Below are 14,798 nucleotides of genomic sequence, written 5' to 3'. Positions count from 1 at the left end.
AATAAGGTAGGAGGAAAGTAAATGAGCAACAGGCGCTTTGGTTGGATCGCTATTTTGGGCGTGGCGCTGGTTGGCCTGATTGCTGGCATGGTCTTTACGGCGAAGCTTGATGTATTCAATCAAGCGAATGGACAGGAAACATCGCAAGTAGTACCGGCAGCGCGAACAGTACCCACTGAAGATATTTCAGGACAGCCTTTAACTTTTGATGCATTTCGTAAGATTGCAAAACGGATGAATCCCACCGTTGTAAATATTTATACCACTCAAATTGTCAGAGGAAGGGATCCTTTAGAGGATTTTTTTGGTGGTGGTCAGGAATTTTTCCGGCGGTTTTTTGAAGAGCAGCCGGAGCGCGAAATGCGGCAGAGTTCCCTTGGTTCAGGAGTCATTATTGATCCCGAAGGTTATATATTGACAAACAATCATGTGGTAGAAAATGCGGATGAAATTCGCGTTTCGCTGGATGACCGCGATGCGCAAGGGCGTAATGGTTTGGAGGCGAAGGTAATTGGTCGCGATCCAAAAACGGATGTCGCTTTGATTAAGATCACCGCAAAACATCCACTCGTTGCGGCCGCACTGGGAGATTCGGGAGCTTTGCAAGTGGGCGATTGGGTGATCGCGATTGGCAATCCTTTCGGTCTCGGTCACACCGTTACAGTCGGTGTTGTCAGCGCTAAGGGAAGAACGCTTGGAGGCAACTACGATGATTTCATTCAGACCGATGCCTCGATCAATCCTGGAAACAGTGGTGGACCTCTGTTGAATCTTCGCGGAGAAGTCATTGGCATCAATACGGCGATTGCAAGCAGAACCGGACAATCCGCGGGAATCGGTTTTGCTGTGCCGGTGAATCTGGCAAAAGAGATTCTTCCGCAGTTAAAATCTACAGGGCGCGTTGTTCGCGGACAGCTCGGGGTTTCGATTCAAACGCAATGGAACGATGCACTGGCGCGCCAATTCGGCGTCGATCATGGCGCTGTTGTTGCAGATGTTACAAAGGGATCGGCTGCTGAAAAAGCCGGAATCAAGCGAGGAGATGTCATTGTTAAATACAATGGAAAAACGTTAAACGAGGGAAGTGATTTACCTCGGCTTGTCGCTGCAACCAAACCAGGAACGGACGTTCGATTGACAATTGTTCGGGACAAAAAAGAAAAAGAAGTTACCGTCCGTGTGGGTGAGATGAAAGATATAGAAGCAACGGAAGGCGAGGACGATGGTAACAAGGATGAAAGTTCGGTTGAACTTGGCATTTCCGTCACCAATCTGGATAGCCAGACTGCTCGCCAGCTCCGGTTGGAAACCGACGAAGGTGTTTTAATTACCAGGGTAAAAGTAAACAGCCCTGCCGAAGAGGCCGGACTGGCCCGCGGGGATGTGATTCTGGAAATCAATCGGGAACCGGTCAAGAGCGTAAGCGATTATCGCGACCGCATTGACAATGCAAAACCGGGCGATACTCTGCTGTTCCTCATTTACCGGGGCGGTGGTAGCCTGTTCATTCCCGTAGAGATTCCAAAGAAATAGTTTTTGATTTGTGAAAAAGGCGGGCGTTAGCGTCCGCCTTTCTTGTTCTATAATGAATTACCATTTCACGGAGGCGCAACCATGAAACTTTTTATTGATACGGCAAGCCTGAAAGAAATACGAGAAGCTCAAGCAATGGGTATTCTGGATGGAGTCACGACAAATCCATCATTGATTTCGAAGGAATCAGGAAACTATCGTGACATTTTGAAAGAGATTTGTTCGATTGTGAAAGGGCCTGTAAGCGCAGAAGTCGTGAAGTTGCGTTTTGAAGAAATGGTGGAAGAAGGGCGGGACCTGGCAAAGATTGCGGACAATATCGTTGTAAAAGTTCCGATCAATTGGGAAGGTCTGAAAGTCATACGTAAATTGAGCTCCGAAGGGATTCGTGTGAACGTCACGTTGATTTTTTCGCCTACCCAAGCGCTTCTTGCTTCGAAAGCGGGAGCAGCTTATGTAAGTCCCTTTATTGGCCGGCTGGATGATATTGCGCAGGAAGGAATGGAATTAATCGATCAAATTGCAGCGATCTTCGATAACTACGATATTGAAACCGAAATTCTGGCCGCAAGTATCCGGCATCCTGTCCATGTTGTGCAGGCCGCACTGGCCGGCGCCGATATTGCTACTCTCCCCTACAATGTGCTGGATAAACTACTCAACCATCCGCTCTCCGATATAGGGGCTGAAAAGTTCCGCAAAGATTGGGAAAAAGTGTCTAAGTAAGGAGTAGCGCGGATGTCTCGTCTGCGAGCTTCGCAGGTGGGACGCCCGCACTACTTTGAACTATTCCTGAATGTAACCCAGAGCCCGTAAGTCTTCGAGCGTCTCTTCGTCCGTCTCGGATTGAATTGGTTTTTCTCCGGTGTTGGCGGGACCGGTTTCCCAGGTAGGAATCACGGCGAGTTGATGTTCCGCGCGATAGTGTTGTTGAAATGCATCGACCAGTGGTTTGCCGTCAAAATCCTTTGCAACAGGAAGGCGCAGTTGGTACAGCAACGTTGGCGTGATGTCGTAGATGGTTGCTTCCTGAATCGTGGCTCCTTTCTTGTAGGGTCCGCCAGAAAGAATGATAATCCCTGCGGGAGGCACGGCCTGAGTGGTGTGGGTGTAACTCGTGCGGTGAAATCCGAAGCCATGATCCGAAACGATCATAAAAGTGGAATTTTCCGGCGCGGATTTCATGATGTCTCCCACAATGGTGTCCGCGTAAGTGTAAACAGGTTCGATAATTCTGGCGAATTCCTTATCAAGACTTTCTATATCTGCAGCCGTTAAAGTTCCTTCCTTTGATTTCTTTCGGGCGTAGTCAAGTTTGTCCAGTGGAAGATAGCACCACATGAAATGGCTCGAAATATCTACAATTCTAAAAACAACAGCAAACACTTTTGCGGGATGATTCTTTAACACGTATTTAGATGCATCCCAAACGGAAGCATCCTGGCACCAGTAAGTCGGATAAGCTTTCAGCGCCTTGTCGAATGCAGTGATGCGGCCGTCGTTAGTTACGTCATACAGTTCCGGCAGATGATATTGTTTCCATTCTCTATGCGCGCGAGTTTTGTTGATTTCAGGGTACGGCATTTTCTCTTGCAGTTGTGCTGGAAAGGTAACCTGCATATCTAGCTGGCGATGTTTTCCCATCCGGTATTTATCGGAGACCATCACGCCTTTCACTTTTTCAGGGGGCCAGGTGACCCACCAATTCACGACAGAAACCGGAATGTCCCGCTCTGTCAGCATGTTCCAGAAAGCTTTCACACGACGCAAATTGCCTGTGCTTGGCTGTTCTTTTTTCTCAACTTTTACTGTGAAATCGCCGATGCCATGTTTTTCCTTGGTCTTGCCCGTGGCGATGGTCGTCCAGAGGAACGCGGAATGTGCAGGAAAAGCAGACAGCAAGTCTCCTGAAACACCCTTCTCTTTGAGCTTCCTGATGTTTGGCAATTTTCCTTGCTTCATTAACGGATCCATTAGATTCCAGGAAGCGCCGTCCAAACCGATCAGGTAAATCGGGCCCTCTGCGCCTGATGAGGAGCTGCGGTATTGGAAGAACGCAAGGATTCCACAGGAGAGTAGCAACACCATTGTGACCGCAAGAATAGGTTTCTTCATAGAAGTGAGTAAAATTACACCCCGCGTACCCGAAATGTCAACTGTAGGGGCTCGCGAGGTGCGGTCGATTCCACTTCTCCCCCTATGAAGGGGGAGGTTGGGTGGGTTGGGAAATTCAGGACAACCCTCCTTGCCCCTCCCTTTATAAGGGAGGGGAATCGGCACGGAGCCAATATAATACTTGCAATGCTTTTCAGACGACTCCTGTTTACGATTGCGGTTCTTCTGGCGTATTCGGCGATCGCGTACAACGTGACGTCGCGGGTTTTTTCTCCAACAGGAGATGAGCCGCATTATCTCGTGATTACCCACAGTCTCGCGATGGATAGGGACATCTCTTTATTGAACAATTATCAGGGGCAGCACTACCGGCTGTTTTACGATTCGATTTTGGCGAAACGCACCACTGCTTCCGCGGATAAGAAAAGAGAAATACCCACATTCGGTCTGGGCATGCCTCTATTTCTAGCTCCCTGGTACAAAACGATCAGCAATAACGCTCCACACAAGCTCGTTGCCTATCTTCGCATTGTCATTTGCCTTATTGCGGCAGTCGGAATTTATCAGCTTCTGTCGTTTGGTCTGGAACTGGGCGGAAGCCCGGCTGCGGCGTTTCTAATCACAACAGGAGCCGCTTTTGCTTCACCTCTTGTGACTTACTCCAGCCAGTTTTATCCGGAGATATTTGCGTTTGCCCTCCTGATCACTGGGCTGCGCACTCTGCGCAATCGACAGAAACATCCGTGGTTATCGGCCATTCTACTTTGTCTGATACCGGGATTGTTAATGTGGCTTCACCCGAAATACCTGGCGCTCGCTCTGGTTTTGACAGGGATGGTTACGGTTCTAATCTATCGTGACCATGAGAAAAAAATATCGAAAATGCAGATCGTTCATCTGGTGATTGCGTTAGTAGGTATTGCGACATTTTTCGTGTTCCTGAAGACCCAGTACGGAAGCTGGTCGCCCAATCGCATCTACGGTGGATGGCAAAAACAGGCTTCCTTGCTGGAGCTTTTGCAGCAGGAAGGAACCGAACGCTTGGGAGTGATGGTCAAGATGTTGTTTGGATTCTGGTTTGATGAAAGATTCGGACTTCTTCCTTTTGCTCCCTTTTACGTTGCTTTTTTTGCAGCATTGATCTGGTGTGTGCGAAAACGGCAAAACGTGGCATTTCCAGCGCTTATCCTTTTTGCATTGCACTTTTTGCCGCTCTGCTGGGGAGCGCCTCTGGGCGGCTATGCTCCCCCGGCGCGGCATTTTGTGGTGATGATCCCTCTGATCCTGACGCCAGTCTTTCTAATCTATTCGAAGTGGATTTCCGAACAAAAAATATTATTGATCACAATGCAGCTGGGAAGCATTTATATTGCTTTCAGGATGCTTACAAACTACAGGAAAATTTTTGCGAACGTTACCTGGAGAAATCCTGATGGTGGGAGTGAGTTCTGGCCACTGTTGAATCTGGAACGTTGGATTCCAAATTGCATAGCATCACGTCCTGAGTACGCTTTGGTATTTTTCTGGCTGTTGGGAACAATTCTCTTTGTTTTCTGTCTCTATCCCAGAGAGGAACCGATCGTGACGAGTCATGATTACGCTGGATCTGAATTCGCCAGTTCCCATTGAAGAGCAAATCCGGGGCTGCTTTCATCAACTTCTTTTGAAAGGACAGGTAAAACCTGGCGATATTCTGCCGGAACCCGAGCAGTTGGCGGGATTGCTGCACGTGAGTCCATGGATCGTTTCGCGCGCTTATTACAATCTGTACAAAGAGGGGTTTCTGGACGGAGTTGTCGTATCTTTTCAAGCGCGAGGAAACACGTCCCGCGATGTGGCAGAAATTGTGCAGGAGTTGTTTATGGCGGTAGAGGCTGTGAGGAAGGCGGGATTAAGCTGGGAAGAGATTGAGTCCGTGCTGCAAACTTTAAAGGCTGAAGAGGTTGTATGCCCCAGGAAGATCGTTCAAAAGTATCCAGCAGTATGTCCATATTGCCGCGAAAGTGTTCAAGGGGACACGGTTTCGTGTCTATTGTGTAAGACGATTCATCACCGCGAGTGCTGGGAGGAAACAGGGCACTGTTCCGTTTTCGGATGTAAAGGAAAGGTAAAACTGAAATCAGAATGAATACTGCAATTGAGCTTCACAACATACAGAAGACTTTTGGAAAGAAACAAGTTTTGAACGGCGTTTCCGGCAGGATCGAAAAGGGGAAGGTCGTTGGTCTTCTGGGTCGCAACGGAGAAGGAAAGACGACGTTGTTTCGGATCCTGTTGGATATTATCGCATCCGATTCGGGATATGCGTCTGTATTGGGAATGATACCGAATGGCACAGGTGAAATCCGTTTGCGTGTTGGATACGTTCCGGAACGGCCTTCCTTTCATGAGTTTATGAGAATTGAAGATATCTTTCGTTTGCGTGAAGGATTTTTTCCTACCTGGAACTGGCAAAAAACTATCGCGATGTCGAAAGCACTGGAATTGGATACAAAAACGCCGGTGAAAGGGGCGAGCAAAGGAACGCTTGCCAAGACAGCATGGATTTGCGCGACGGCGCACAATCCGCAGATCCTTCTTTTGGATGAACCGACTTCGGGATTGGACGCTGTGATTCGTGATTCACTGCTCTCTCACTTTGTTCGCGAATTGACCCGGGAAGCAAAAACGATTCTCGTTGCGAATCACCATATGGAAGAGTTGCTTGGCGTTTTGGATGAGGTCTGGATTCTAGCCGGCGGCCGGATCGTAGCGTCCTGTTCACTGGAGGAATTAAAACAGAATGTTCATCAGGTGACTGGAAGACTGAAAAGCACGGAAGCCGTACAGGGCCTGGTTTTACTGCACCAGCAAAAGATGGGAGACCTGGTCAGGTGGGTGGTAATGCACAAGGAAACACTCTATCGAATCCGCCAACAGGAATTGCTCAGTCAAATGGAAATTTCATCCTTACCCGTCGAAGAAACTTTAAAACTTCTCCTTTCTAACTCATGAGCTTATGCTAACGCTGATCAAACTGGAATTCTGGAAGCAGAGTAAGACATTTCTTTCAACATTACTTGCTCTTGTATTCGGAATAATGATTCCTGCTCTCCTCCTTCCGTTAACGACTTCGCTTCGTTTGATCGAATCCTTTTCAGGCGCCGCGAGTTTGATGATACTGTTGATGCCCCTTGTGATTGTTTTTCTTGCTTCTTCCGCCGCCGCATCGCTGAGAAAAACAGAGGATAAAAATCATGAAGAGTTATTGCCTGTCCACCCAATCCTGAGGATTTATGGCGCTTATCTTATCAATCTTTTTTTCACCGCTTTTATTTTCGTGGTGGTATTTTCTCTGCTTGGAGTTCGAGAAGTCTTTTACATTGCGGCTTATCGTCTCGAGCTGTTTGAGTTACCGTTTGGAATGATTGTATTGTACGCTTGGACTCTTCACTGCTTGAGCTTCAGTATCTCCTATGTGTTGAATTTGCCGGTGCTCGGTGCGGGCCTTGCCTTGATTTTTTCAACCGTCGATCTGTTTTTTCGTGGATTATTCCTGTATTACATTCATTACTGGTCTTCTGAGCCAATTGAGTTATTTCATTTAACATTTTTGATTCCTACAATCTTTGTTTTTTTTACGCCCACTTTAGCCGCCTTTAAGTTGGAGCGAGGATTGAAATTTGGAATCAAAGGTGCTTTTCCGGTTGTTCTTTGCTTTCTGGTGTTGCCGTTTTGGATATTTCTGATGGGCTATAGCATGTCCAACACTTTTTGGATGCATTTCTGGGTCACATTGGCTGAAACTCTGTAGCAAGTCCCGTCTCACGAGTAAGGCTTCCAAGGTGCTATCATGGTAGCCATGAGCGAGAAATTCGAGCACCTGAAGCGGTTGAATGAGGAAGCGGAAAAAGGGGGCGGGGCTGAACGCATTAAAAAGCAGCACAAGGAAGGGAAGCTCACCGCCCGCGAAAGAATCGAGTTGCTCCTGGATGAGGGATCCTTTATCGAAACTGACCGGTTTGTTGTGCACCGCAGTTTAGATTTCGGGATGGAGGAGCAGAAGATTCCTGGTGATGGCTTCGTCACGGGTTACGGCAAGATCGACGGACGACTCGTTTTTTTGTTCGCACAAGATTTTACGGTTTTTGGCGGAAGTCTGAGCGAAACGAATGCCGCTAAGGTCGTGAAAATCATGGACCAGGCGATGAAGGTCGGCGCTCCTTTGATCGGTCTAAACGACTCGGGGGGGGCGCGCATTCAGGAAGGGGTGGCCAGTCTGGGAGGCTATGCAGACATATTTCTTCGAAACACTCTCGCGTCCGGAGTCATCCCGCAGATCAGCGCGATCATGGGGCCCTGCGCGGGCGGAGCCGTCTACTCTCCTGCGATCACCGATTTCATTTTCATGGTGAAGGATACCAGCTACATGTTTATAACGGGGCCGGACGTGATTAAAACGGTGACTCATGAAGAGGTGACGAAAGAAGAGTTAGGCGGAGCGATGACTCACAACACGGTCAGCGGTGTCGCGCATTTTGCAGCCGACAATGATCAGCATTGCATTTCCATGATCCGGGAGCTTCTTTCGTACATTCCCAGTAACAATTTGGAAGATCCACCCTTTGTCGCAACGGAAGATGATCCTTCTCGCGCGGAGGACTCCTTGAATTCCATCGTCCCGGAAGATCCCAATCGTCCTTATGACATGAAAAATCTGATCAAACTCGTTGTCGATAATGGCAATTTTTTTGAAGTCCACCATCATTTTGCTTCGAATATTGTAGTGGGTTTCGCGCGTCTTGCGGGACGCACCGTGGGAATCGTGGGAAATCAACCGGCTCATCTCGCAGGCGTGCTGGACATCAATGCCTCCGTCAAGGGAGCGAGGTTCGTGCGTTTTTGTGACTGCTTTAATATCCCGTTGATTGTTTTCGAAGACGTGCCCGGATTTTTGCCGGGAACGGATCAGGAATTAAACGGCATCATCAAGCATGGCGCCAAACTCCTTTTTGCATTTGCCGAAGCCACGGTCCCGAAAATCACCGTGATTACCAGAAAGTCCTATGGTGGAGCTTATTGTGTGATGGCGAGCAAACATATTCGAACAGATTTTAATTTTGCATATCCCACAGCGGAGATTGCGGTCATGGGGCCGGAAGGAGCCGTGAACATTGTCTATCGGCGAGAACTTGCCAAAACTCCGGATCCTGAGGCTTTGCGCGCACAATTGATAAAAGAGTACAGAGAAAAATTTGCTAATCCTTACATCGCGGCCGAAAGAGGATATATCGATGAAGTCATTGAGCCTCGCATGACCCGCCAACGACTTGTTACCGCGCTTTCCGCGCTAGAAAACAAACGAGATAAAAACCCACCCAAAAAGCATGGCAATATTCCATTGTAAACAAAGTGGCGCGGACGTCCCGTCTGCGCTGCTTGCAGGCGAGACGCCCGCGCTACTTTGATTACATGAAACGAATCTTTATTGCGAATCGCGGTGAGATCGCTGTGCGCGTTATTCGCGCTTGCCGCGAGATGCATTTAACAGCGGTCGTTGGCTATTCGGATGCGGACCGCGCTTCGCTTGCGGTGCGTCTTGCCGATGAAGCTTACCAAATTGGTCCTGCATCTTCCCTGGAAAGTTACCTCAACATTCCACGCTTGATCGAAGTGATGCAAGAGACGCAATGCGACGCGGTTCATCCGGGATACGGTTTCCTTGCGGAGCGCTCCGCCTTTGCGGCGGCTTGCGAGGAAGCGGGCATTACATTCATCGGGCCACGAAGCAAAGTAATCGAAATGATGGGGAACAAAATCCGCGCGCGACTCGCCGTTCACGCTAGTGGAACTCCTGTGGTCCCCGGCACAATGGAGCCTTTAAAAGATATTCATCAGGCTCATCGATTCGCTGAAGGAGCCGGCTTTCCTTTGATGATCAAAGCCGTTGCAGGAGGCGGAGGAAAAGGAATGCGGCTTGCACGCAACAGTATGGAGCTCGAAGAAGGTTTTCGTCTGGCGCAATCGGAAGCCGGATCTGCTTTCGGCGATTCCTCCGTGTATCTCGAAAAAAAGATCGAGAATCCACACCATGTGGAAGTTCAGATCCTGGCCGATCATCAGGGGAACATCATTCACTTAGGGGAACGGGAATGTTCGATTCAAAGACGGCATCAAAAGGTGATTGAAGAAAGCCCGTCCCCTTTCATAAATCAAGGCACTCGCGAAAAAATGACCACCGTGGCTGTCAATGCCGCAAAGGAAATCGGATATACGAATGCAGGCACCATGGAATTTCTTGTAGACGTGGATCAGAACTTCTATTTCTTGGAAATGAACACACGGTTGCAGGTCGAACATCCTGTTACGGAATGCGTCACCGGCGTGGATGTGGTGAAAGAGCAAATTCGCATTGCGGCCGGACAGGCATTGAGCTATTCACAAAAGGATATTTTGTTTCGCGGAGCTGCGATTGAATGCAGGATCTATGCCGAAGATCCGCAAAACAATTTCATGCCATCTCCTGGAAAAATATCCGGACTGCGAATTCCAGGAGGGCCCGGAATCAGAGATGACAGCGGAATCTATGAAGGTTACGAAGTTTCCATTCATTATGATCCGCTTCTTTCGAAACTTGTCGCATGGGGAGAGAACCGGCGGGAAGCGATCGATCGCATGAAGCGGGCCCTCGAAGAGTATCAAGTTCTCGGGATCAAAACAACGATTCCTTTTTATGAGCGAGTTATGAGGGATGCCGTTTTTCTTGAAGGAAATGTCACCACTTCTTTTGTGGATGAAATCCTTTCGCATCCGGAGCAAATCCTGGATCCTCCACTTGAAGAAATAGCGATTGTGGCAGCCGCGATAGCGCAGTTTGAAAGTTTGACAGCAACTCCGCGCGCGCCCCAAGCGACGAACGCCTGGAGATCGTTTGCTCGCATAGAAGGATTGCGATCATGAAATACATTGCGATCCTGAACGGAAAAGAAATTGCAGTCGAGATTACGCGAGAGAAAAGTCGGTACTGTTTGACAATAGAAAACAAAAGTTTTACTGTGGATGCGTTCAGGCCGCGTTCACAGAGCATTGCGATGCTCATTGAAGGTAGATCCCACGAAGTTGGATTGGAGAAGAAAAACGGAAATCTGTTTACTGTTTACTTGTTTAACGGCACCATTGATCTCCAGCTGATTGATGCGAAGAAATTTCAGGCGGCTGAAAGCGTTCGCCCGGCCGGCGCGTCCGGGCCGTTGAAGATTCAAGCGCCAATGCCTGGAAAAATTGTGAAAGTATCTGTGCAGGAGAAAAGCGCTGTAAGGGAAGGAGATTCACTTTTGATCATGGAAGCCATGAAAATGCAAAACGAGCTAAAGGCGCCAAAATCGGGAACGGTTTCCAGAATTCATGTTCGGGAAGGGGAGCCGGTCTCCTTGTCTCAAACCCTGATGATTTTGGAATAAGCAAATGTTTCCATTAGCTGAGCTCTTTCCAATTCTGTCGGAACACTATTCCGAGATTCCTGAAGTGCAGGAGGGGATCGTTCGAATCGCATGGAATTACTGTGTGGGAGAAAAAATCAGGAAAGTCAGTGAGCCGGTCCGTTTTGAGGAAGGAATCCTGCGGGTCCGTGTGACGCAACCGCAATGGCAAGTCACGCTGGATGGCATGAAACCGGAAATCATTGCGCGGATTAATAAGTACGTAAGGAAGAATCTTCTGAAAGATGTCGAGTTCGCGTAAGATGTAGGCGGTTCCGTCTGCGCGCAGGCGAGACGCCCGCTCCACTTTGTTTACAAGACAAGTGCTACAATAACTCCCATGCTTTCTATCGCCAGGGCATTCCAATTTCCTTATTTGCATTTCACAATTGTTTGCCTGATTCTCATTGCGTTCTTTCTGTTTTTCTGGCTGAAGCGTTTCGGGTTGTGGTGGGATCAATATCGTAGAAAAAGAAATCCACCTGCCCCTTATGATCCCCGGTTGTACAAATGGTATTCGCATGCGATTCAATTCTGGTCCGTTATGTTGTTCTTTGGACTTCTGCTGTTGGTGCTTTCCTTTTATCTTGCGGGATTTCAATTTGTCGGCAAGAAAGTGGGCATACAGGGCCTCATGACGCGTGCGGGCAACAGCGTGGATTTCGTTGGTTCAGACGGCCGGAGAGTGCAGGCGCATGTGAAAGGTCCGCAGACGGCCGCAGCCGGAATCTTTTTGCGCTTTCCGGATTGGATGGATGTGCTTGGCCTTCGCACGTACCATCGAATGGTAACCTTTCGCGGAAATCAGGAAACAGATTTCCATTATGGTAAAAAACCCGATGCGCAATGGATGCAAAAATATGTGAACGATCCGGTCCTTCTTTTTCTGTATAAGTACCGTGACTCAAACCCCGTCATGAATGTTTTCTACACCGAATCGGTCTATTTCAGTGGAAACAAGAAGCGGGTGATCATTACGAATCAGGGATATATCATTCAGTAGATGCGTGCATTGCTTGTTCGTCCCTGGATTCATGACTTTTCTGCGTACGATCTTTGGATCCAACCACTCGGATTGCTCTATCTCGCCGGGGTGCTTGCTCAAAACGGCTTCGATCTGGATTATGTGGATTGTCTGGAAAAACGTTTTGAGCACAAACCTGATGGACGCGCAAAATTTGCGAAGAAAATCATTCCCACACCGGAACCATTGAAAGGAATTCTGCGCCACTACAGACGCTTTGGTATTTCCCCGGATGAATTTCATGAGCGGCTGAAGGGATTGCAAAACCCGGATGTGATTCTGGTGACCTCCGGAATGACCTACTGGTATCCCGGCATCCAGGAAACGATTCGAAATCTGCGCGAGGCTTATCCGGAAACGAAGATCTTACTGGGAGGCATCTATGCCACTTTGATGCTGCATCATGCCCGGTTGCATGCAGGGGCCGATGTCGTTGTCGCGGGGGAATTTGAGAACCAAATTGTGGATTTCTTGAATAATTTGCAGAGGGCGGCCGTCCCTGGCCGCCAGGCGGGCGCGGAGGCCCGCTCCCCGAAGTTCAGTCTTCACGATTACCCGTGGCCTGCCTGGCATTTAACAGGCGAAAAACGATACCGTGTTTTGATGACTTCCCGTGGGTGTCCTTACCGGTGCACCTTTTGCGCTTCCGACGTTCTGAATGACCAGAAGTTTCAGCAACGGAATGTGGACAACGTGCTGGCAGAACTGGAAAAGTACTATTTTGAAGACCATATTGAGCATTTCGTTTTCTATGACGATGCGTTGTTGATCCATCACAAAAAACATTTGCAGCCTTTGCTCGAAAAAGTCATCGCGCGTGGAATCCAGGCAAAATTCCACACACCAAATGGTCTGAATGCGCGAGAAATCGATGGACGTCTGGCGGAGCTCATGTACACAAGCGGTTTCAAGACTATCCGTTTGTCTTTGGAATCCGTGAATCCTGACATTCAGAAGGTGCAGGCAAACAATAAAGTGACGAATCAACTTTTTGAGAACGCGATCAATAACCTATACCGGGCGGGTTACGTCGCGGGAGACGTCGAATGTTATTTGATTCAGGGTTTGCCCGATCAGAAAATGGAGGATGTCCTCAACAGCCTCGAATTTGCCGCCGGTCTTGGAGTGATCGCGCGTCTGGCAACTTTTTCCCCGATTCCTGGCACCCCGGAAGCCGAGGTTGCGCGCAAAAAAATTGGCGATCATTTTCTGGTCGAACCACTTCTTCAAAATCATTCCTATTTTCCATTGAAGAATACACGGATGACGGAACAAGATTTGCAATACATCAAGGATCTTTGTAATTCGAACAATGAAAGAATTAGAGCGCGAGGAATTGCCTCATGACTTCAAAACCTGCTGAAATTCGGGAACTCATCAAAGAAGCGGGTGAGCTTGAAACGGAAGTCATGCCGCCGTCTTCCGCAATGCCCCCCATTGCAATTCCGGAAATTCCCATCAAACGGGTTTTCTTGTTTCTCCTCTCCTTTTACTTTCTCATCGTTGCCGTGCGTCTCGTCTTTCTCGAAGGTCCCTCTTTCATAGGGACTTTAAGGAATATCGGGAAACAGGGTTTTCAAGTTCCGGCGAGTCCCACAGTTCTCTATGGCTATTTCATTTACATGTGTGTTGCCTGCCAGTTTTTTCCTATTCCCACGCTTCCACCGATTGCTTTCACAGCCAAAGTCTTCCATCCTGTTCTGGTGGCTTTTGTTGGCGCGATCGGCACCTGTGTCGCCAACCTCAATGATTATGTGATTCTTGGCTGGTTGTTTCGCCATAATAAAGTCAAAAAAATTCGTGATATCAGCACTTACAAAAAGCTGCTCTCGTTTTTTGACCGCTACGCATTCGTCACACTATCGGCTGCATCTTTTCTTCCCATTCCTGTCGACGTGATCCGTCTGCTGGCCATTTCCCGCGCTTATTCCTTTCTCAAATATGTGGCTGCCGCGTTTGTGGGCCGTTTTCCGCGTTATCTGATCATTGCCTATCTGGGAAAGGAGCTTCCAGCAAAGTACATCCTTGTGATATTCCTGATCACCGTGTTGCCTGCTGCTGTGAAGTTCGTTTCTGATATCATTAAAAAAAGGAGAAGGGCGTGATTGGATGGTTCTTTCGTAATGTAATTTTCTGGCATTATGAGCGTGGATCCTGGCAATGGGACGTTTCATGTCTGATCTTTCTTATGGTTATTTTTGCTACACCGTCCGATTTTCTCGAGCAATACACCGGAAACCCCCTCGATCCGACGGAGATACATCAGCGGCTTCTTGCCTTTTTTGGATCTTTTTAGACCTAGTTCGCCTTATCCTTCCCAACAAAAAATCCTCCAAAATCTCGTAAGAAAATCTTGAAAAATGTGCCCCATTTCGCTTGACATATCACACACGATTCTTATTATTGTCGTTCACCCAGCAATCCTATTGTAGCGTAAGTTGCGTCAGAACGGCTCGTGTCGCAGTTTTCACCCCGTTTTTCACCACCCCAAATAAAACTAAATCGAGGTTTCAAGAAAAAAACATGAAGAAAGGACTGCTTATTCTGTGTCTGCTCTTGGGAGCTTTTGGTTTGGCGCATGCGCCTATTATCAGAATGGTGGAGGGAAGTTCGAAAAACACTGCTAATGCTGTTGAATCTCAATCCATAAAGTCACACGTCGTCGAAGG

At 48.2% G+C, this 14,798-nt stretch carries 14 protein-coding genes; 13 read left to right on the top strand and 1 reads right to left on the bottom strand.

Annotated elements, in window-relative coordinates:
• The first annotated feature begins 21 nt into the window (after positions 1-21).
• Both L0156_03350 and fsa read left to right on the top strand, forming a co-directional pair.
• On the top strand, positions 22-1,533 hold the full coding sequence (locus tag L0156_03350) for a DegQ family serine endoprotease (GenBank protein ID MCI0602024.1): 1,512 nt from the start codon (positions 22-24) through the stop codon (positions 1,531-1,533).
• Between the two features lie 81 nt (positions 1,534-1,614).
• Positions 1,615-2,259, top strand: a complete 645-nt coding sequence (gene fsa, locus L0156_03345; GenBank protein ID MCI0602023.1) for a fructose-6-phosphate aldolase — start codon at positions 1,615-1,617, stop codon at positions 2,257-2,259.
• A gap of 60 nt (positions 2,260-2,319) precedes the next feature.
• On the opposite strand, the gene L0156_03340 is transcribed toward fsa, so the two are convergent.
• Positions 2,320-3,648 carry an alkaline phosphatase family protein gene (locus tag L0156_03340; protein MCI0602022.1) on the bottom strand — a complete coding sequence of 443 codons (1,329 nt, stop codon included), beginning with the start codon at positions 3,646-3,648 and terminating at the stop codon, positions 2,320-2,322.
• 186 nt (positions 3,649-3,834) lie between these two features.
• Between L0156_03340 and L0156_03335 the strand changes: the two genes are divergently transcribed.
• The 11 genes from L0156_03335 to L0156_03285 all read left to right on the top strand — a co-directional run bounded on the left by L0156_03335 (position 3,835) and on the right by L0156_03285 (position 14,234).
• Complete coding sequence (locus L0156_03335) at positions 3,835-5,277, top strand: hypothetical protein (protein MCI0602021.1); 1,443 nt, start codon at positions 3,835-3,837, stop codon at positions 5,275-5,277.
• A complete protein-coding gene (locus tag L0156_03330) occupies positions 5,240-5,776 on the top strand; it encodes a GntR family transcriptional regulator (protein ID MCI0602020.1) in 537 nt (178 codons plus the stop codon). The genes L0156_03335 and L0156_03330 overlap by 38 nt, the downstream gene beginning before the upstream one ends.
• Positions 5,773-6,642, top strand: a complete 870-nt coding sequence (locus L0156_03325; protein MCI0602019.1) for an ABC transporter ATP-binding protein — start codon at positions 5,773-5,775, stop codon at positions 6,640-6,642. Before L0156_03330 ends, L0156_03325 begins: the two co-directional genes overlap by 4 nt.
• Positions 6,643-6,646: 4 nt before the next feature.
• Positions 6,647-7,441 carry a hypothetical protein gene (locus L0156_03320; GenBank protein ID MCI0602018.1) on the top strand — a complete coding sequence of 265 codons (795 nt, stop codon included), beginning with the start codon at positions 6,647-6,649 and terminating at the stop codon, positions 7,439-7,441.
• 48 nt (positions 7,442-7,489) lie between these two features.
• Complete coding sequence (locus tag L0156_03315; protein MCI0602017.1) at positions 7,490-9,034, top strand: acyl-CoA carboxylase subunit beta; 1,545 nt, start codon at positions 7,490-7,492, stop codon at positions 9,032-9,034.
• A 65-nt stretch (positions 9,035-9,099) separates the two neighbouring features.
• Complete coding sequence (locus L0156_03310) at positions 9,100-10,587, top strand: acetyl-CoA carboxylase biotin carboxylase subunit (GenBank protein MCI0602016.1); 1,488 nt, start codon at positions 9,100-9,102, stop codon at positions 10,585-10,587.
• Positions 10,584-11,087, top strand: a complete 504-nt coding sequence (locus L0156_03305; protein ID MCI0602015.1) for an acetyl-CoA carboxylase biotin carboxyl carrier protein subunit — start codon at positions 10,584-10,586, stop codon at positions 11,085-11,087. Before L0156_03310 ends, L0156_03305 begins: the two co-directional genes overlap by 4 nt.
• A gap of 4 nt (positions 11,088-11,091) precedes the next feature.
• Entirely contained in the window at positions 11,092-11,367 is a 276-nt protein-coding gene (locus L0156_03300) for a DUF721 domain-containing protein (protein ID MCI0602014.1), read from the top strand.
• Between the two features lie 78 nt (positions 11,368-11,445).
• On the top strand, positions 11,446-12,108 hold the full coding sequence (locus tag L0156_03295; protein MCI0602013.1) for a hypothetical protein: 663 nt from the start codon (positions 11,446-11,448) through the stop codon (positions 12,106-12,108).
• Positions 12,109-13,476 carry a B12-binding domain-containing radical SAM protein gene (locus tag L0156_03290; protein MCI0602012.1) on the top strand — a complete coding sequence of 456 codons (1,368 nt, stop codon included), beginning with the start codon at positions 12,109-12,111 and terminating at the stop codon, positions 13,474-13,476.
• Entirely contained in the window at positions 13,473-14,234 is a 762-nt protein-coding gene (locus L0156_03285) for a VTT domain-containing protein (protein ID MCI0602011.1), read from the top strand. The genes L0156_03290 and L0156_03285 overlap by 4 nt, the downstream gene beginning before the upstream one ends.
• The last annotated feature ends 564 nt before the right edge of the window (positions 14,235-14,798 follow it).

It is taken from the genome of bacterium (genome assembly GCA_022616075.1).
Classification (GTDB): Bacteria; Acidobacteriota; HRBIN11; order JAKEFK01; family JAKEFK01; genus JAKEFK01.
Note: the sequence above shows the minus strand (reverse complement) of the source record. Positions and strands in the feature narration are given on the sequence as shown.